Below are 18,421 nucleotides of genomic sequence, written 5' to 3'. Positions count from 1 at the left end.
GCTCAACGGAACGGCGGCGAATAGAGCAGGCCGCCGGCCGTCCAGGGCTGGTTGTAGCCGCGCTCGAAGTTGAGCGGCGTGCCCTTGCCGACGTTGCGCTCGAAGATCTCGCCGTAGTTGCCGACGGTCTTGACGATGTTGTAGGCGAATTTCGGATCGAGGCCTATCGCTTCGCCGAGCGACGGATCGACGCCGAGGAAGCGCTTGATCGCCGGATCCTCGCTCGCAAGGAACGTGTCGACGTTCTCCTTGGTGATGCCAAACTCTTCGGCCTGGATCGTCGCGTAAACGGTCCAGTTGACGATTTCGAGCCACTGGTCGTCACCGGCGCGGATCGCCGGCGCCAAGGGCTCCTTCGACAGGCGCTCGGGCAGAAGCACGTAATCGTCGGGCTTGGAAAGCTGCGTGCGCTTGGCCGCAAGGTCGGTCGCGTCCTGGGTCAGGGCGTCGACGCGGCCCGAGTCGAGTGCCTTCAGGAACTCGCCGGTTTCCTCGATCGTGACCGGCGTGAAAGCCTTGCCGGTCTTGCGGAAGAAGTCGGCGATGTTGAGTTCGCCGGTCGTGCCGCTCTGGACGCCGATCGTCGCGCCGTCGAGTTCCTCGCCCTTGGCTACGCCAAGGTCCTTGCGCACCAGCAGTCCCTGGCCGTCGTAGAAGACGACGGGGCCGAAATGGAAGCCGAGCTTGAAGGCGCGGCTCACCGTCTGGGTGACGCCGGACAACAGGATGTCGAACTCGCCCGATTGCAGCGCCGGCAGACGCTGCTGCGGCGACGAGTTGGTGAACTCGACCTTCTCGGCATCGTTGAAGACGGTGATGGCGATGGCGCGGCCGAAATCGACGAAGAAGCCCTGCCAGCGGCCGTTGCTGTCGGGTGAGAAGAAGCCCGGCGTGGTGCCGACGCCGACCTTGATGACGCCGCGCGCCTTGATCTTGTCGAGCGTTTCGCCGGCAAGCGCCGAGGTGGCGATGAGGCCCGCCGCCAGCGCTGCCGTCGCGGCAAAGGCTTTTGTGAAAAGTTTTCGGTGAGTGGAAGTTCGCTGCATGAGGGTCCCCAAAGCCAAAAGAATGTCATTGCGCCACCGGGCGAAGCCGTTCGGGCGTGAGTAAAAATTAAATCTATAGAAATTATATAATAGGTATTTTTGTGCGAAATTGGCGCGTGGCCCGAAACAGATTTCGCCGCCTCGTTTTTGCCGGGAACGTTTTTGACAAGAAGCCAGCGATTGATGGCGGCGACCCCCGAAGGCGTCAATTTCATTCGCCCACGATCGATGGCCCGCAAGCTGCAGCGCGAACCTCCGGCTGCATATGCAGGCCTATGCCTCTTGTTGAGATCGGCGGAAGCTCCTAGGTTCCGCCCGTCGATTGGTTTATCTCCTTGGCGATGCAGCTTTTTGCGGGAAATTGGCGGGAACGGATGGGATGGGGCGCGCCGGTGTCGGTCGCCCTGCACCTCGTCGTAGCCCTTTTTCTTTTGTACGATCTGCCCTTCGAGCTGCCGACGCCGCCGAAGGAGCAGACCGTCAACGTCGAGCTCGTTCCGCCGCCAGCAGAGGCGAAGGAGCCGAAGAAGGCCGAGCAGAAACAGGCAGAGCAGAAGAAGGCGGGGCCGAAAAAGGGCGAAGAGAAGAAGGCTGAACAGCCAAAGCCGCAGCCCAAACCCAAGCCCCAGCCGAAGGCAGACCCGAAGCCGCAACCCAAGCCGGCGCAGCAACTGCCGCAATCCTTCGCCTCGGCCATGGCCAAGACCAAGCAGGACAACAAGGAGGCAGAGCTTCCGCCGGCTGCGCGCGAGACGGAGAAAAAGACGGAGGCGTCCGAGCCGGCAAAGGCGGTGGATGACAAGGCAAAGCCGGCGGATAAGCCGGCAACCGTGTCCTCGACCGAGAAAAAAGAACCGCTCAAGGAACCGAAACCCCCGTCAACGCTTGCCGTGCCTGCGAGATCCACTGACAGCGCCACACAGAAGGCGGATGAAAAGGCAGCGGCGACGGTAGCCGAAGCCAAGCCTGAAGCAAAAGAAACGCCTGACGCCAAGCCGCAGACGGTCAAATCGGAAGACGGGACGGCAAAGGCAAAGCCGGCCGATGCTGCGGCAAAGGTCGAACTCAAGCCCGTTCCAAGCAAATTGACGAAAGCAAAAGAACTTTATTCTGCAAAATCGATTGCCGATCCGCGGGTGAAACAGGCCCTGATCAACCTGCCGGTCAAGAGGCGGATCCTGCAACTGTGCAATCTCGAGGCGCTGGAACAGATCCGCAGCCAGCGGCCGGATACCCCGCCCGAAGGACTGGTGCCCTTCGGGCCGAGGGGTGGCTTCATCGCCAAAAACCGTATGGACGCCAGCGGTGGGGCCTACCAGAACAAATCGAACTGGTACGACGTCGACTTCAATTGCGTCGTCAATGAAGATGCGACCGAAGTGACCTCCTTCAGCATTGCCATCGGTGGCGAAGTGCCGAAAGCTGCCTGGAAGGAGCGGCGGCTTCCGGGGAATTGATCCTTCCGACACGGATGGGGGCATGTCGTTGTCCTGACCAAACCCCCTTCCGCAACAGCGCCCCACTGCGTGCAGCGCCTGTTGCCAGACGTCACGGATCGCCGCGCTGCACCTAGAACATTCTTGCCTGCCGGACTCTTCCGAGCCCGGCAGGCGCGAGTGCGAGTTGCCACTCTCGCACCAAGCTGGCGCGGATGTTGTTACTCCGCCGGTTGAAGAGCCCGCTCGCGATAGACCGAAACCAGTGAGGTGCCGAGCATCGCGGCAACCGCCGCAAAGAGGAAGACGCCGGCCGGGCCCTGCAGTTCGACAAGGAGGCCGCCGAGGATCGCCCCGGTGGAAATGGCGATCTGGAAGGTGGTGAGCGTCGCCGCTCCAGCACCTTCGGCCTCATCACCGGCCGCACGGCTCAGGAACGACTGGACGCTGACCGGCAGGGCGCCGAAGGCGAAGCCCCAGGCCGCCGTGGCGACGATGGCGACGGCCGGCAGCGCGCCCGCCAGGGCCAGGACCAGCGTGGTGGCAGCGACGCCGGCGGCCGCCGACATCATCGAGAGCCGCGTGCTGCGCTCGGCGAGGAAGCCGCCGGCAATGTTGCCGAAGAAGCCGCCGATGCCGAAGGCGAGCAGGATCGCGGTTATCGCCTCGACGCCGAACTGCGGCACCTGTTCAAGGAACGGGCGGACATAGGTGAAGCCGGCAAAGTGGCCGGTGACGACCAAGAGGATGGTCGCAAGGCCGAGCCGGATCGCCGGGCGCTTCAGGACGTTGAGGATCGTGTCGAGGCCGGTTGTGCCGATGGGAGGCAGGCGCGGAACCGTTAGCGCCTGGACGATGAAGGTGACGATCCCGACGGCGGCGGCAAGCAGGAAGGCGTAGCGCCAGCCGAGCGTCGCGCCGATCCAGGCGCCGACCGGGGCCGCGCAGACGGTTGCGATTGAAACGCCGGACATCACGATCGCCATCGCCCGCGGCATCAGCCGGCCGGGAACGAGCCGCATGGCGAGCGCCAAAGACAGCGCCCAGAAACCGCCAAGGCCGATGCCGAGGAGGAAACGGGCGACGAGCAGCATCGAAAGGCTGGACGCGAAACCGGCGATCAGGCTGGAAACGATGAGCAGCGCGGTTAGGGACAAGAGCACGTTGCGGCGGTCGAAACGTCCGGTATAGACGACGATCGCTGGGCCGGCGATGGCCGCGACCACGGCCGTAGTGGTGACCGACTGGCCGGCGGCGCCGACGGTCACGCCGAGATCCGCCGACATCGGCGTCAGCAGACTTGCCGGCAGAAACTCTGCCGTGACCAGGCCGAAGACCCCGAGCGACAGGGAAACGACAGCCGCCCACAAGGGCTTGTCCCGTTCATCCGCCTGTCCCGTGGGCTTGGCGACAATACCATCCATGACTTTCATCTCCATTGCATGTGATGATGAAAATATGCATGGCTCTCTGGAGTTTCTATGCTAGAAAATCCAAAACACTGTGCTGTTTGTCCAAAGGTGAGATGTAGTATGAGCGATGCGCTGACGGAGATCCTGCGCGGCCTCAGGCTCGACGGTGTCGAATATGGGCGCTGCCAGCCCTGCGCGCCATGGGCGACCTCCTATCCCGAACAGGAACCGGCACGATTTCATTTTCTTGCCTCCGGTTCCGCCCATCTGCAATCGCCAGATGGTTCGTGGATGGAGTTGACGCCCGGGGATGCCGTGCTGTTGCCGCGGGGCGATGCGCATGTGCTCGCGAGCAAGCCCGGCCTGCCGACGATATCGATCCGCGACCTGCCGAAACGGCAGCTTTGCGACGGCATCGTCGATGTGCAGTGCCCCAACTCGGACAGCCAGAACCTGCTGTTCTTCGCAGTGATGCAATTCAACGTCGACCGCCTGCATCCGCTTTTGCAGCTGATGCCGTCGGTCATGCGCACCAGCGATCTTGCCAAGAGCGAGCCGTCGATCCCGTCGCTTCTCGATACCATGACGCGGGAGGCCGCGATGCAGCGCGTCGGTGCGGGCGGTATCCTGGCGCGCCTTGCCGACGTGCTGACCGCCACGATCATCCGCGCCTGGGTGGAACACGGTTGCGGCACGTCAACCGGCTGGCTTGCCGCCGTGCGCCATCCGGAGGTGGGCCGGGTGCTCGCCGCCATCCATCTCGACCCGACGAAGGACTGGACGGTGCCGGAACTGGCAAAGCTCATGGGGGCGTCGCGCTCCGGTTTTGCCCAGCGCTTCGCCGATACGGTCGGTGAGACACCGGCCCGCTACGTGGCACGCATGCGCATGCACCAAGCGCATCAGTGGCTGCGCGAAGGAAAACGGGTCGCCCATGTCGCCAACCGGCTCGGTTATGATTCCGAGGCGTCCTTCAGCCGCGCCTTCCGCAAGATCATGGGCGCGCCGCCGAGCCATTCACGAAACCTGATGCCCCCGTCCGAGCAGATCGCTTCGTGAACGACGCGGCTGGAGGACACTAAAGCGCGCCGCGATCTTTCAGATCCACTCCGTGCGCTTTAGGTGATTGATCTGTCGCATGTCGTAGTCGCAAAGCCGCTGCGCACTTTTGCGCGACATGCTCTAGAACCTGATGGCGAGATCGGCCCGGACGCCGTGATCGCGAGCCGTCGAGGCGATTTGCCCCTGATAGGCGATGCCAAGCGTTGCCGCCGGAGTGATGGCAAAATCGACGCCAGCCTCGATGAGGGCGCTGTCGCGCGCGATCGGTGCGCCGGCGACGGAAAAGGCGTCGCTGCCGGAAAACGCCTGAACGACGGCTGGTGTAACGTCGCCATAGGCGTGTCGCCAACCAATGAGGCCGCGGGCCGTCGCTTTTGCTGTTCCAAGATCGAAATCGGTGGCGAGCCGCAGGCCGAGCGTGGTGAAGGTCATGTCGTCGGAGTCGCCGCGCACAGACAGGGCCGCTGCGCCCCCCTTCTCCGTGAAGCCGTCCGTATGCACGTTGACATAGGCGAGATTGGCAAAGGGCTCGAAGGAAAGACTGCCCGCCTGCAGGCCATAGCCGACTTCGCCGAACACTTGGGTGGTGCCAGCGCGGTAATCGGCGGTCAGGCTGTCGACGAGCGCCGGCGACAACACATTGCGGCTACTGTCGATTTCGCTCCACGTATAGGCAAGGCCGGAGCGGAACGACAGGGCGCCCCACTGCGTGCCGCCATAGACGCCGAGGTGATAGTTGTCGCTGGAGGCCGACGAACGGCGGTCGTCGACCTTGAAGCTCGACGAACTGTAGCCGGCGAGGAAACCGAGCCTCCAGTCATCGTAAACGAGGCCGTCCAGACCGGCGACGAGGCCGCCGGTGGAACGTGATAACTCGGCGGCGTTGCCGTCGCTATCCGTATGGCCCCAGGCGCCGAAGGCCGAGCCCCAGGCCCCCGACTGCCCCGTGGCCGCGATCGACCCGGTCGTGAGGTCATCGGTGGCCACGATCGGCCGCGCCTTCGCGCCGACCGTTTCGAAGGTTGAGCGTAGCCGGTCGTTCATCTGGTTGCCGATCATCTGGCTGTTCTCGATCAGGCCGGTCACGGTCGAGCCGTAGACTTCGCCGGGCAGCTGACCGAAAAGATCGGCGGCGGTGCCGGCATCAAGGGTCACCGCGAGATCATGCAGCGATCGGCCAAGGCCGAGGCGCTCGATCGCTCGAGCAGCGGCTGCCCCGTTGGGGGTTGCCGTAATATCCGCGAAGGCGACGCCGTTGCGGGCGACATCGAGATAGACGGTGGTCGGGTCGTAGGCGAGCGCGAGATCGAGGAACGCGTAACAGCCGCAATCGTCCTCGAAGCGGCCCGTCACGCCACCGGCTGCGGAGAGGATGGTGTGGCGGCCATCACCCTTGTAGTTTTCCGGGGGCACCTTGACGTCGACCACCCCGGCGACTGCCGCGGTACCGGTGACGTCCAGTCGGCTTGTGCCGTCAGGCGCATCGAGATGGACGAGCAAGCCCGCTCCCGCTCTCTGGCGATAGTCACCTTCGACGGTGAGAGTCCCACCGTCCCGACCCCAGCCTGCTATCACGGCACCCGCATTGTCTAAGTTGCCGTGGATCACGCCATTGCCGGAGAGGGTGCCTTTTTCGCCGACGAAGCTGTCTGAGGCGACGCTACCGCTGATCGCCAGCACACCACCGTCTACGCGCGTGTCGCCTTGATATGTATTGTACCCGTGCAGCATTAGCACGCCATCGCCTGATTTGATCAGGCCACCTTGGCCCGTGATGTCGTTCGACCAGCTGCTCTGGCCGTCGGGGACGCCCGCGTGAAAATCGCCCCAGTCGAACTTGCCCGGGCCACGCACCGCCCTGCCGGCGCTGACGAGGCCATAGCCGAAGATTGCGTCAACGCCCGGATCACCGGAATCGGTCGCCGTCCCCAGCAAGACCTGCCGCACCTGGTGCATCGTCATGTAAGGAAAAGCCTCTGCAACCAAGGCTGCCGTGCCCGCAACGAAAGGGGCCGCAAGCGACGTGCCGGTTTTCCTGGAGTAGCCGCCGCCGGGCGTTGCGACCATGATATTGCCCTCCGGGTTGGCCCATACCCATTCGCCTTTCTCTTCGTCCCATCGCTCGACATCGTCGCCCCCAGGTGCTGCGAGGCACCAATTCATGCTGAGACCGCATCGGTTTGACCAATTGGCTATGCGCGAGGGGCCGGTCGCAACGACGGCCAGAAAGCCTGGCTCCAGTTCCGGAAACAGGTATGGCGCGCCTGCCAACAACGAGGGCTCTGTTCCGCCCGCATTACCGCTTGCGAAGATCAGGAGCGCCCCCTGGGATGCCGCATAGCGATAGGCGGAGAGATTGCCCGGCATTTCTGCTTCAAACTGTTCGGCAGACAATTCGCCTGCGAACCCACCGCCGTAGCTGTTGTTGATGATCCGCACGCCCTGATCTACCAGCGCCCGAATGCCATAATTGGTCGCATCGAAATCGACATAGCCCGGCTTGTCCGACGCCCCCACGGCGACGATCGTTGCGCCGGGGGCGATACCATGCATGCCGACCCCGTCGCGATTGGCGGCAATGACAGAGGAAACCATGGTGCCGTGGCCCTCGGCGACCGAATTCCACGGCTTGTCCGGGTTGAAGGTAATGCCTTCCGCATAGCGCCCGGCAAATTCCGGATGCGTGATGTCGAGGCCGCTGTCGACCACGCCGACCTTGATGCCGCTGCCGTCGTAACCCAGCATGTAGGCATACTCTGCATGGATCGCCGCCAGTCCCCATTGTGTATTGAATTCCGGCGTGCGCCAGGTCACCGGATCGCGGGGGTCGCCACCTTCTGCGGCAGGCGCGGCAGATGACAAGGCGGTCGATAGCATCAGCGTGGTAAGGTGGATGGCGGTGCGGAAATTCTTGTTCAAAGCAGTCCCCAATGGCCGGCGACGTGGCGCGGGGCGCGCAAGACGTTGAAAGGACATGGAGTTCACGACGCGGGCCGCGCGAAACTATCCTTGGCAACCGTCCGACGAAATACGGCAGTTGCCGTATTTCGTCGGACTGCTGGTCGCATGGCGGGAGGTGTGGTTCGTCGCACTTGCTGATCGTGACTGCATGCCGTGTCTGCGATCGAACGGCGTTCTGACGCGCGGCCCGTTGGCACAGAAAGGCTATTTGCGTCACCGCGCTCAGTGATCCCACGAGATTGGTGGATAGTCAGAAAGGGCGGTGAATCCATCCACCGCCCCTCCTCATTGTTTCACTGTGCCGGCTGGCTCTCAGCCGGCAGCACGGCCGCAGGCGAACCGGGCGCGGGCTGCACGGTGCTTTCCACCGGTGGCACCGGTGAGCGCGTGCGCAGCGTCTCGGCGCGATGGCGGCCGACCGAAACCCAGAACAGCGCGACGAGGGCGACAATCGTCACGGTCACGGTGACATAGCGGATCCAGGTCGGGGCGTGGCCGCCGGGGTCGATGTGCTTCTCGTCGATCTCGCGCTTGCGGGTGATCGCAGCCGAATAGAAGACGATCGTCGAGATCACGAAGATCAGCGACCAGCGCGTCTGCTCGCCATCGGAACCGATCAGCGCAACGAGGCTATAGATCGCGGCCGCGAGGCCGATGATGACGTACCAGTTGTAGGTGCTTGCCGGCATCTTCTTATAGCCGAGCACCTTGATGGAGATCGCCGAGTAGATATAGGGCAGCAGCGTCATGATGACTGCGATCGAGGCGATCTTGCCGAACTGCTCGCTGGCGGTCGGCGACATCGTGGCGAAGACCTGCACAGTCATGATCACGGCAACGATCGCAAGGCCGGCCGAAGGCACGCCCTTGGAATTGACCTTGGCGAAGATCGAGCCGAAGAGGCCGTCATCGGCGGCGGCCTTTGCCGTCTGACCGACGAGCAGCGTCCAGCCTGCAAGCGAGCCCAGGCAGCCGAGTGCGGCGCAGATCGCAACGACGGCACCTGCTGTATCGCCGAGCGCCAACCGCGCGGCGTCTGCGAAAGGTGCCGAAGACGCGATCAGCTCCTTGTTCGGGATCATGCCCATGATCACCGTCGACGACAGGATATAGGCAACGGCCGCGAGAATGACGCCGCCGACGGTTGCGATCGGCACGTTGCGCTGCGGGTCGCGCACGACGCCCGCCGAGACCGACGCGCTTTCGACACCGATGAAGGCCCAGAGCGTGAAGTTGAGCGTCGCCATGATCGCCGCCCAGCTGTCCTTGCCCGATACGTTCCAGCCCTCGGAGAAGGTCGCCGGCGAGAACCAGAACCAGCCGAAGATCGCCATGCCGAGGATCGGCACCAGGGCGAAGGAGGTGGTGAAGGATTGCAGCCGCCCGACGACGTTCGGCCCGAGGATGTTGGCGTAGGTGAAGAACCAGATGAGCGCCACTTGCGCCAGCGCCGAGACGAGCGGATCGCGCAGCATCGGGAAGAAGGCGGTGAGGTAACCGAGACCGGCGACCGCGAGACCGACGTTACCCACGACGTTGGCGAGCCAGTAGATGAGGTTCGTCTGGTAGCCCATGTAGTCGCCGAAGGCCTTGCGCGTATAGGCGTAGGGTCCGCCGGCAGCGGGGTCGATCGCTGCCAGCTTGGCGAAGGTCAAAGCCAGCGCGATCGCGCCGGCAATCGTGATCAGCCATCCGAAGACGGCGATGGAGCCGACTGCGGCAAGGTTTGCCGGCAGCATGAAGACGCCGGAGCCCATCATGTTGCCCGCGACCATCAGGGTCGCGGGCACGAGGCCGATCTTGGCGGATTCCGCGACGCCCGCGGATGTGGTTTTGGAGGCCGTATCGACAGCAGCCATTGTTCTCGCTCCTGAAGCCGGGTCAGCGGGTCAACACATAGACGCGATAGAGGCCGTCCTCGACCTCCACCCCGTGCGTGTCATGGGTGAAGCCCGGGAACCGGAGATCATAGGCCTCCAGCGCCTTGAGGTAGCCGAGGACCGGACCATCGGCGGGCCCAGCGTTTTCGCCCGGCATCAGCAGCGGGATGCCGGGCGGATAGGGCACGACGCCCGTTGCGACCGTGCGGCCGGCCAGATGGTCGAGCGTCACCTGTTCCACCTCGCCGCGCACCAGCCGCTCGTAGGCGCGCACCGGGCTCAGGTCCGGATGTGGCAGGACAGAGAAGCCGGCGGCCATGGAGGCGGTGGTCTTCAGCTGGTCCATCGCCTGGAACATTGTGTCGGCGAGATCCTTGAGACCCATGCCGGCGTAACGTTCCGGGTGGTCCTCGATCAGCGACGGGATGGCCACTTCGAGCGTGAGGTTGGCGTCGTAGTCGCGCTTGAAGTCGCAAAGCGCGCTGACAAGCGAGCCCCATTTGCCCTTGGTGATGCCGAGCGAGAAGAGGAAGAGGATGGTGAAGTCGGTCGTCTTCTCGACAACGATGCCGCGGGCATCGAGATAGGCGGTGACGAGGCTTGCGGGGATGCCCACCGGCATCAGCCCGCCGCCGGGCGCAACACCCGGTGTGACGATCGAGACCTTGATCGGATCGAGCATGCAATAGCCGTCCTCGATCTCGCCGAAGCCGTGCCACGCTGCCCCGGGCTTCAGCACCCAGCAGGACGGATCGGTCGCGAGGGATTCCGGCGAGGCTTCATGGAAGGAGCTTGTGCGGCCGGTTTTCGGGTCGCGCACCGTATCCGGCTGCCAGCAATCGAAGAACCAGTCGCCGCGCTCTGCCGCGTCGTTGGCCAGCCGCGACATCATCAGGCGGAACGCCACGGCTTCCTCGATCGACTCGTTGGTGAGCGCCGCGCCGCCGGGCCCGTCCATCATCGCCGCCGAGACGTCGTTCGAGGCAATGATCGCGTAGTTCGGCGAGGTCGAGGCGTGCATCATGAACGTCTCGTTGAAAATGCCATGCGGGATCGGCTTGCGGCCGTCGCGTACGTGAATGAAGGACGCCTGAGAAAGGGCCGCCAGCAGCTTGTGCGTCGACTGGGTGGCAAATACCGTCGGCTTGTCGGCCGTATGCGCCTTCGGATCACCGTGCATTGCGTGGCGGTCGCGATAGATCGGGTTGAAGCGGGCGTAGCCGTACCAGGCCTCGTCGAAATGCAGGCGGTCGACGCTGGCACCGAGCAGTTCCTCGACGCGGGTCACGTTGTAGCAAAGACCGTCATAGGTCGAGTTGGTGATGATGGCGTGCTTTGGCTCCTTGTCCGAAAGGTCCGCGGCAAGCGGGTTCTGGTCGATCGCCTTGCGGATCGCGACCGCGGTCAGCCGTTCCGGCAGGATCGGCCCGATGATGCCGTAGTGGTTCCGGGTCGGCACCAGATAGGTCGGCACGGCGCCCGACATGGTCATCGCGTGTTCGGCCGACTTGTGGCAATTGCGGTCGCACAGCGCGATCTGGTCGCGGCTGACGCTCGCCATCAGGATGACGCGGTTGGAGGTCGAGGAGCCGTTGGTGACGTGATAGCTGCGGTGCGAGCCGAAGACGCGGGCAGCGTATTTTTCACTGGCGCCGATCGGGCCGGAATGGTCGAGCAGAGATCCGAGTTCACCGACCGAGATCGAGAGATCCGAGCGCAGCAGCGGTTCGCCGAAGAACTCGAAGAAGGCGCGGCCGGGCGGCGACTTCAGGAAACCCGTGCCGCCGGTGTGTCCGGGCGTGTGCCAGGAATATTCGTGCACCTGGGAGAACTGGGCGAGCGCCTTGAACATCGGCGGCAGCACGGTCGAACGATAGCGCTCGATTGCCGCCTGGATGCGGCCGCCGACGAAGTCCATCGTGTCTTCGAGCATCCAGACAAAATCGTCGACCTTCGCCATGATATCGGCCGGAACCGACGAGGCGACGCTGCGGTCGGCGAGCAGCAGCAGCGGAACGGTGCCGTTGCGCTTGCGCAGCGCCTCGACGACGCCGATCGATTGTTCGTGGCCGTCCGACCCGAGATCCCAGTCGACCAATACGCATTGGAGAGCGGGGTCCGACCGGATCACCGCAATACCGTCATCGGCGCTTTCTGCGGTCACCACCTCGATCTGGCGGCGCTCCAGCTCCGCGATCAGCGACCGGACGGCGCGGCCTGCAGCACTTTCCTCGCTGATCTCGTCGTCAAGAACGAGTGCTTTCATGCCGAGACGGCGGTGACCCCTGTTTAACATGCTCATATCCAATCCTCTCTCTAGTTCGGTGCTAGGTGCAGGTGGGGGTATTCTTTTTGACGTCAGCCAGTGGACGGCTCCTTCCTTTCGACTGACAGGTAGACGGGCAGTGCCACGAGCAGCAGCAGGAGGCACCAGAGGCCCGCCTGAGGTCCGCTGCCGTAGACCGTCCAAAGCGAAAAGATGAAGGCGACCAGGGCATAAGGCTTGTAGGGGCCAAGGCGGAAGCCGCCCCATTCCTCGTCGCGCGGACGTGTGAGTGCCAGGAACAGCGCGCCCTCGACGAGGCTGCAGAAGACGTAAGGCACCATGGCTGCGGTGGTCGAAAGGTCGACGGCGAACCTATAGACGGCCATCAGTCCCGACACGCCCGAGGTCTGCAGAACGAGAAGGGCCGAAGCAAGTAGCATCGAGAGGACGATACCCCACTGCGGCACGCCACGGCTGGAAAGGCGCCCGAAAACTGGAGGGAACAGCCCATCGCGGGCCGCTGCCATCGGCACCTGAGCCATCAGCAGCGTCCAGCCGTTGAGCGCGCCGATCGACGAAAGAACGACGGCGGCCGCAACCAGCGTGCTCCCCCACCAGCCCCACATCATGAAGGCCGCATCGGAGAAGGGAGCGGCGGAACGCGCAAGCGTTTCGCGCGGGACCGTGCCCATGACCACGAGCGTGCCTAGGATGAAGATGAGGCCGCAGCAGAGCGTGCCGAGCACGGTCGCCCGCGGGATCGTGCGTTTCGGATCGTCGACATCGCCGGCCGGAACGGTGGCAGACTCGATGCCGAGAAAGGCGAACATCGTCAACGGTGCGGTCGCGGAGATCAGACCGAGCATGGACAGCCCGCTCGGGTTGATGGGTGTCAGGTTCTGCGGCTCGATCCAGAAGAGGCCGAGAAGCGCAATCGCGACGAAGGGAAGGAGTTTCAATCCGACGGTCACGATCTGGAAACGCCCGGCGCTCCTGACGCCGAACATGTTGATGGCGGCAACCAGCCACATGGCGGCGAGCGAAACCGCCGTGAAGCCGCCCGGCATATGCTGAAGGTTCGGGAAGAACACGCCGAGATAACCGGTGAAGGCCATGGCGATCGCCGGCAGCGACGCCCAGATCGAGATCCAGTAGGCCCAGGCGACCAGAAAGCCGGCAAACGGACCGAAAGCCATGCGACTGTAGGCGTAGGGGCCGCCGGTCGCGGGCTTGACGCCTGCGAGCCGCGCAAACACAAGGCCGAGGCACATGGCGGCAACCGCCATGCAGACCCAGCCGACGAGGGCTGCGGCGCCGTAGGGCGCGAGTGCGGCGGGAGAGAGATAGAAGCCGGAGCCGATGATGTTGCCGACAACGAGCGCGGAGCAAGCCCAGATGCCGAGGCTCGGCCGTGTCGCCATTTCGGGCGTCGTCTGCTGAGACCTGCCTGAGGTTGCATCAAGCGGCTTCGTCATGGATGGGAGGCTCCCTTGCCAAAGACGAGGCGAACTTATGAACTGTTTCTTATGGTTGCAACTGCTTTATTTCACTCGACTATCAGTCGCCGCGCTGACCCATGGGCCCATGCGGAAAAGTCGCATTCGGCTCATAGCTCCACGACCGACCGCGAAGGGCGGCGTTGCAGGCTTCTCATGAAACTATTCCATTTTTGCGATGCCGTTTTGCCGCCGATACAGGTAGGGTCGCCTGCGACGAAATGACTGCTTCGCGACCGCGGTGATGGGTGAGGAAAACGGCGAAAAATGACAAATATCAAGCATTTACGGCTTCGCGACATCGGTTTCCGCCCGGGGGCTTACGAACCCGGACCGCTCAATGCGATCACCGATGTGATGGGTGTCGCGGTGGGCCATGCCACCGTTGTCGAGGCCGACTGCATCCGCACCGGCGCCACCGCCATACTGCCTCATGACGGCAACCTCTTTCAGGACAAGGTGCCGGCCGGCTTCGCTGTGCTCAACGGCTTCGGCAAGTTTGCGGGCTCCACCCAGGTAGAGGAGCTCGGCGAGCTGGAAACGCCCGTCGTTCTCACCAACACGCTGGCGACGGGACGCGCCATCGAGGCCGTCAATCGCTGGACGCTGGCGCAGCCGGGCAACGAGAAGGTCGTGTCGCTGAACGCGGTCGTCGGCGAGACCAACGACTCCCGCCTCAACGATATCCGCGCCGGTCGCCCGACGATCGACGAGATCGGCGCCGCCCTTGCCGCCGCGAAGACCCGTGCCGTCGAGGAGGGGGCTGTCGGTGCCGGAACCGGCACGGTGGCCTTCGGGCTGAAGGGCGGCATCGGTACGAGCTCGCGACTTGTGAAGGCGGCAGGCGAGGTCTTTACGCTCGGCGTGCTCGTCCAATCCAATTATGGCGGCCGGCTCACCGTCTGCGGTCGTGCCTATGAGGCGCCGGCGGCACACGACCGCGACGGTTCGATCGTCATCGTGATCGCGACCGATGCGCCGCTCTCTTCCCGCAACCTCAAGCGTCTGGCCGAACGCGCCTTCGGCGGCCTGGCCCGCACCGGCGCCGCGCTCAGCAATGGTTCCGGCGATTATGCGCTCGCCTTCTCGACGGCTGCCGCCGTTCGTCGCACCAAGGCGCGCCGGGCCGCGATTGCCGACTATCCCGATCTTCCAAACGACCTAATATCGCCGCTCTTCGAAGCGGCCATCGAGGCGACGGAGGAGGCCATCCTCAATTCGCTGACCATGGCCCGCACGACGCATGGTTTCAATGCCGCGAACGGCAAGCCGAGCACGGTCGAGGCGATCTCGCTCGAACGGCTTCGCGCGCTCAGCGAACACTGATTTGTGCCCCTGGATCGCGTTCGGTGTTGCGGTCCATGCGCCTCTGCCAAACCAATTTTTACGGAGCCTACATGTCCCAGCCGTCCATCCGCACCGTCTATCTCAACGGCGAGTTTTTGCCCGAGAACGAGGCGCGTCTCTCGATCTTCGATCGCGGCTTCCTCTTCGGTGATGGCATCTACGAGGTCACCGCCGTGCTTGAGGGCAAGCTGATCGACAGCGCATCGCATATGGCGCGCCTGGAGCGCTGCGCGCGTGAAATCGATGTGCCTTTGCCTGTATCGACCGACGAGATCGTCGCGATCGAAAAGCGGCTGATCGAAGAGAACGGCCTTGTCGAAGGCATGGTCTATCTGCAGCTCACCCGGGGCGCCGAGGACCGGAACTTTCTGTTCTCCGAGGATATCAAGCCGACGCTGGTGCTCTTCACCCAGGCAAAGACGCTGGTGACTGCCACCACCAAGGGGCTGTCGGTCAAGACCGTGCCCGACCAGCGCTGGGCGCGCCGCGACATCAAGAGTGTGTGCCTGCTGCCGCAGGTGATCGCCAAGCGCATCGCCAAGGCTGAAGGCTGCGATGAGGCGTGGATGATCGAGGATGGGTTCGTGACGGAAGGTGCTTCCTCCACCGCCTATATCGTCACCGCGGACAACCGCATCGTCACGCGCGGCAACAGCCACAAGACGCTGCCCGGCTGCACCCGGCTCGCCGCTCTCGCGCTCGCCGCCGAACAGGGAATGACGCTGGAAGAACGCCCCTTCACGCTCGAAGAGGCGCTCAACGCCCGCGAAGCGTGCCTCACCAGCGCTTCGAACTTCGTTGCGCCGATCACCCGCATCGACGGCAAGGCCGTCGGCAGCGGTGAGCCTGGCCCGGTGGTCAAGCGCCTGCGCGAGCTCTATCTGGAGCGCGCACGACAGACGGCGATCTAGCTCGCCCGTGCGGGCCAGGGCTGTCGCTTAGGCGACAGCTTCCAGGCCCTGCCAGACGCGGCCGACGATCGGGCGGCGGTTTTCCTTGGCGCGATAGAGCCGGATCTCGACACTGACGTCCCAGCGCGGGTCGGCGGCCCTGACCAGCGAGCCGTTCGCCAGCTCATCCGTCATCAGGCTTTCGGGCACCCAGGCGATGCCCCATCCGGATTCGGCCATGGCTTTCAGCCCCACCGACATGCTGCCTTCGTGCACCCTTTGCGCCGGCGGCAGCTCGCGCCCGATCAGATCATCCAGAAGCTGGCCGAAGAACGACGATTTTTCGTAGCTCAGATGCGGGAACGGCTTCGTGCCGCCTTCCAGCCGGTGCAGGGGCTCCCCCGCTTCATTCGCCGCCGAAACGGGGATGATGCGTTCGTGGCCGAGCACGCGATGTTCGAAGGCCTGCGGGTCGAGCAGGTGCGGGACCTGGGTATGGGCGTAGGTCAGCAGGAAGTCGCATTCGCCGTCGACAAGCGAGTTGAGGTTTTCCTCCATGCTGCCGGAATCGGGGCGAAGTCGGGAGAAGAGCGGCCCGCTCCGGGCGTTGACCCGTGTCATCCATGCGGGAAAGAAGGTGAAGGAGAGCGTGTGCAGCGCTGTCAGCTTGATGGTGCGGGCGTCGGAGCCTTCCTCCTGCTGCAGATTGCGCCTTGCCTGGTAGAGCTGTTTCAGAGTCTCCTGCGCGACCGGCACGAATTTCGACCCCGCCTCCGTCAGGCGCGAAGGATAGGTCGCGCGGTCGACGAGCGTGGCGCCGAGCCAGGCCTCCAACTGCCGGATGCGGCGGCTGAAGGCGGATTGGGTGACATGGCGCTCGTCCGCTGCCTTTGAGAAGTTCAGCGTGCTGGCGAGCGCCAGAAAGTCCTCAAGCCATTTGATTTCCACGGGCATGCACTCCTGAAGTCCGGTCCGTCATTCGCCGGCGACCGGACTTCTTTTGTGGCAGCGCCCGCGCGTCATCAAGAAAAATCAGGCGCGGCGGCGATATTCGATCATCCGGGCTCGGCTTGTCACCAGTTCGAGGTGATCGGGCCCGAGGAGATGCAGACAGATGCGCTTGACCCAGGGCCCATCGCTCAGCGTGAACAGGAAGCGACCATTGCCAAGGGGAGTGAGCTTCATGGTCTGACGTACGGGGCCGACGCCCATCAGGACCGCGCCGTTCTCGACCGTGAATTCCGCCCTTTCGTCGGAGCGCCAGACCCCGGAGAGCGACGCCGGCAGCGGCTCATGCGTCGCCGCTGGAAGGAAGCGTCGCACGGCATGGCCGACCTCGCCGACAAGGGCGGAGCCGTCGCGGCGCAGCCGGAGAGGGGATGAGGCCGAGCGCGACGAGGCCCAGCCGTCGCCGTCGTCATAGAGCGTCTCATCCGCATCGAGATAGGTACAGGTGCTGCCCTTGACCTCGACCCACCACGGACCGGCCTCCGTCACGTAGAGACCGTCGCCGAGATCGGCTGCCGGGGTCGGCAGAGGAATGCCGGTGAGCGCTGCCATGCTTTCGAGCGCGATCTTGTAACCGTTGGTGTCCTCGCGGTTGGAGACGACGACGAAGCCGGCGCGCGTTTCGGGATCGAGGAGGAAATAGGTCTTGTAGCCGGGATGTGAACCGCCATGGCCAACGAATTCGCGGCCGCCGAGCGACGAGTTGCGCAGGCCGAGCCCGTATCCTGTTGGTCGCCCGTCGGCGAGATATCGGGGCGCCTGCAACTTCTGCAGAAGACCGGCGAAGTGGCCTTCGCCACCGAGCAGCGCCTGCAGCCAGGTGGCAAGCGCCCCGGCGCTGCCGGTGAGGCTGCCCGATGCGGAAATGTGCAGGCCAGCGGCAGAAAGCTGCCAGGTTTCGCCCGAGTGCCAGTAGCCGGGAACGAGGTCCCTCACCGGATCGTTCCAGACATCCGGCGCCTTCAGCGCGATGCCAAGCGGGGCCGCGATTTCCCGTTGGACGAAATCGTCGAAGCGGAAGCCCTTGCGCTCCAAAGCCGCTTCGATGAGGCGATAGCCGGTGTTGGAGTATGAGACCTCGGTGCCGGCGTCAAAGTTCAGCCGCTCCAGGCGTGAGAGGTACTCCAGCAGCGGTCCGGCCTTGGTCTCCGTGTAGACGGAAAGGCCGAGCAACGACAGGCATTCGCGGGTATCCGGCAGGCCGCCACTCATGTCGAGCGCCTGCCCGACCGTCACGTCCGCAAGTGGCGACCGCAGTTCCGGAAGATGCTGGCCGAGCGGTTCGTCGAGACCGATAAGGTCGGCATGGGCGAGCACCATCGCTGAGAAGACGTGCTTGGTGAGGGACGCATAGCGCACGACGCTGTCGAGCGTGAACGGCGCGGATGTCGCGAGGCTCTCGACGCCGGCCGCATGCGAGAAGCGCGGTCCGGATGCATCGAAGCCGATGACCGCGCCGCCCGGTTCGTCTGCCACCCATTGTGCGGTCAGGCGTCTCGCAGCCGCTTCGGCGGCTTGCCAATCCAGCGATGCCGGCTTCGTCATGTTCATTCTCCAATTCTGGTCGCAGTGGTTTCCCACGCGTATCTCCGACTAAGCACGACAGAACCTCGTGCC

The 18,421-nt window shown here is 64.2% G+C and carries 12 protein-coding genes; 4 read left to right on the top strand and 8 right to left on the bottom strand.

Annotated features, from left to right (window positions below; translation table 11 throughout):
- Positions 1-2: 2 nt before the first annotated feature.
- Positions 3-1,046: an amino acid ABC transporter substrate-binding protein gene (locus ASD63_RS09785; RefSeq protein ID WP_034790164.1), complete on the bottom strand. Its 1,044-nt coding sequence runs from the start codon at positions 1,044-1,046 to the stop codon at positions 3-5.
- 392 nt (positions 1,047-1,438) lie between these two features.
- Here ASD63_RS09785 and ASD63_RS09780 point away from each other — a divergent pair, with 392 nt between their 5' ends.
- Positions 1,439-2,503 (top strand): DUF930 domain-containing protein, encoded by a 1,065-nt coding sequence (locus ASD63_RS09780; protein ID WP_210174245.1) that lies wholly within the window; start codon positions 1,439-1,441, stop codon positions 2,501-2,503.
- Positions 2,504-2,703: 200 nt separating this feature from the next.
- Here ASD63_RS09780 and ASD63_RS09775 read toward each other — a convergent pair whose 3' ends face one another.
- Positions 2,704-3,906: an MFS transporter gene (locus tag ASD63_RS09775; RefSeq protein ID WP_051659184.1), complete on the bottom strand. Its 1,203-nt coding sequence runs from the start codon at positions 3,904-3,906 to the stop codon at positions 2,704-2,706.
- A 108-nt stretch (positions 3,907-4,014) separates the two neighbouring features.
- Between ASD63_RS09775 and ASD63_RS09770 the strand changes: the two genes are divergently transcribed.
- Positions 4,015-4,953, top strand: a complete 939-nt coding sequence (locus tag ASD63_RS09770) for an AraC family transcriptional regulator (protein ID WP_034790162.1) — start codon at positions 4,015-4,017, stop codon at positions 4,951-4,953.
- A gap of 123 nt (positions 4,954-5,076) precedes the next feature.
- On the opposite strand, the gene ASD63_RS09765 is transcribed toward ASD63_RS09770, so the two are convergent.
- The 4 genes from ASD63_RS09765 to ASD63_RS09750 form a co-directional block, all read right to left on the bottom strand.
- Positions 5,077-7,875, bottom strand: a complete 2,799-nt coding sequence (locus ASD63_RS09765; protein ID WP_060529136.1) for an autotransporter serine protease — start codon at positions 7,873-7,875, stop codon at positions 5,077-5,079.
- Between the two features lie 335 nt (positions 7,876-8,210).
- Positions 8,211-9,776: an arginine/agmatine antiporter gene (gene adiC / locus ASD63_RS09760; RefSeq protein ID WP_051659183.1), complete on the bottom strand. Its 1,566-nt coding sequence runs from the start codon at positions 9,774-9,776 to the stop codon at positions 8,211-8,213.
- 22 nt (positions 9,777-9,798) lie between these two features.
- Positions 9,799-12,093, bottom strand: coding sequence for an Orn/Lys/Arg decarboxylase N-terminal domain-containing protein (locus ASD63_RS09755; RefSeq protein ID WP_200953463.1), 2,295 nt, complete (start codon positions 12,091-12,093; stop codon positions 9,799-9,801).
- Positions 12,094-12,155: 62 nt separating this feature from the next.
- The gene (locus ASD63_RS09750; RefSeq protein WP_082572829.1) at positions 12,156-13,538 is read right to left on the bottom strand and encodes an amino acid permease; all 1,383 of its coding nucleotides are present in this window, start codon (positions 13,536-13,538) and stop codon (positions 12,156-12,158) included.
- Positions 13,539-13,826: 288 nt separating this feature from the next.
- Here ASD63_RS09750 and ASD63_RS09745 point away from each other — a divergent pair, with 288 nt between their 5' ends.
- Both ASD63_RS09745 and ASD63_RS09740 read left to right on the top strand, forming a co-directional pair.
- Positions 13,827-14,885, top strand: a complete 1,059-nt coding sequence (locus ASD63_RS09745) for a P1 family peptidase (RefSeq protein ID WP_060529134.1) — start codon at positions 13,827-13,829, stop codon at positions 14,883-14,885.
- A 71-nt stretch (positions 14,886-14,956) separates the two neighbouring features.
- Positions 14,957-15,817, top strand: coding sequence for a D-amino-acid transaminase (locus ASD63_RS09740; RefSeq protein WP_060529133.1), 861 nt, complete (start codon positions 14,957-14,959; stop codon positions 15,815-15,817).
- A 27-nt stretch (positions 15,818-15,844) separates the two neighbouring features.
- Here ASD63_RS09740 and ASD63_RS09735 read toward each other — a convergent pair whose 3' ends face one another.
- Together ASD63_RS09735 and ASD63_RS09730 are read right to left on the bottom strand one after the other, a co-directional pair.
- On the bottom strand, positions 15,845-16,744 hold the full coding sequence (locus tag ASD63_RS09735; protein WP_060529169.1) for a LysR substrate-binding domain-containing protein: 900 nt from the start codon (positions 16,742-16,744) through the stop codon (positions 15,845-15,847).
- Positions 16,745-16,828: 84 nt separating this feature from the next.
- The gene (locus tag ASD63_RS09730) at positions 16,829-18,349 is read right to left on the bottom strand and encodes a serine hydrolase domain-containing protein (protein WP_060529132.1); all 1,521 of its coding nucleotides are present in this window, start codon (positions 18,347-18,349) and stop codon (positions 16,829-16,831) included.
- Positions 18,350-18,421: the final 72 nt, after the last annotated feature.

This window comes from Ensifer sp. Root558 (genome assembly GCF_001427045.1).
GTDB lineage: Bacteria > Pseudomonadota > Alphaproteobacteria > Rhizobiales > Rhizobiaceae > Ensifer > Ensifer adhaerens.
The sequence above is the reverse complement of the archived record's forward strand: the minus strand, read 5'-3'. Positions and strand labels throughout refer to the sequence as shown.

Bases quoted from the DNA above. Each gene is read 5' to 3' on its own strand.
- ASD63_RS09785 (WP_034790164.1), bottom strand. From the start codon at position 1,046: ATGCAGCGAACTTCCACTCACCGAAAACTTTTCACAAAAGCCTTTGCC.
- ASD63_RS09775 (WP_051659184.1), bottom strand. From the start codon at position 3,906: ATGGATGGTATTGTCGCCAAGCCCACGGGACAGGCGGATGAACGGGAC.
- ASD63_RS09770 (WP_034790162.1), top strand. From the start codon at position 4,015: ATGAGCGATGCGCTGACGGAGATCCTGCGCGGCCTCAGGCTCGACGGT.
- adiC (WP_051659183.1), bottom strand. From the start codon at position 9,776: ATGGCTGCTGTCGATACGGCCTCCAAAACCACATCCGCGGGCGTCGCG.
- ASD63_RS09755 (WP_200953463.1), bottom strand. From the start codon at position 12,093: ATGTTAAACAGGGGTCACCGCCGTCTCGGCATGAAAGCACTCGTTCTT.
- ASD63_RS09750 (WP_082572829.1), bottom strand. From the start codon at position 13,538: ATGACGAAGCCGCTTGATGCAACCTCAGGCAGGTCTCAGCAGACGACG.
- ASD63_RS09745 (WP_060529134.1), top strand. From the start codon at position 13,827: ATGACAAATATCAAGCATTTACGGCTTCGCGACATCGGTTTCCGCCCG.
- ASD63_RS09740 (WP_060529133.1), top strand. From the start codon at position 14,957: ATGTCCCAGCCGTCCATCCGCACCGTCTATCTCAACGGCGAGTTTTTG.
- ASD63_RS09730 (WP_060529132.1), bottom strand. From the start codon at position 18,349: ATGACGAAGCCGGCATCGCTGGATTGGCAAGCCGCCGAAGCGGCTGCG.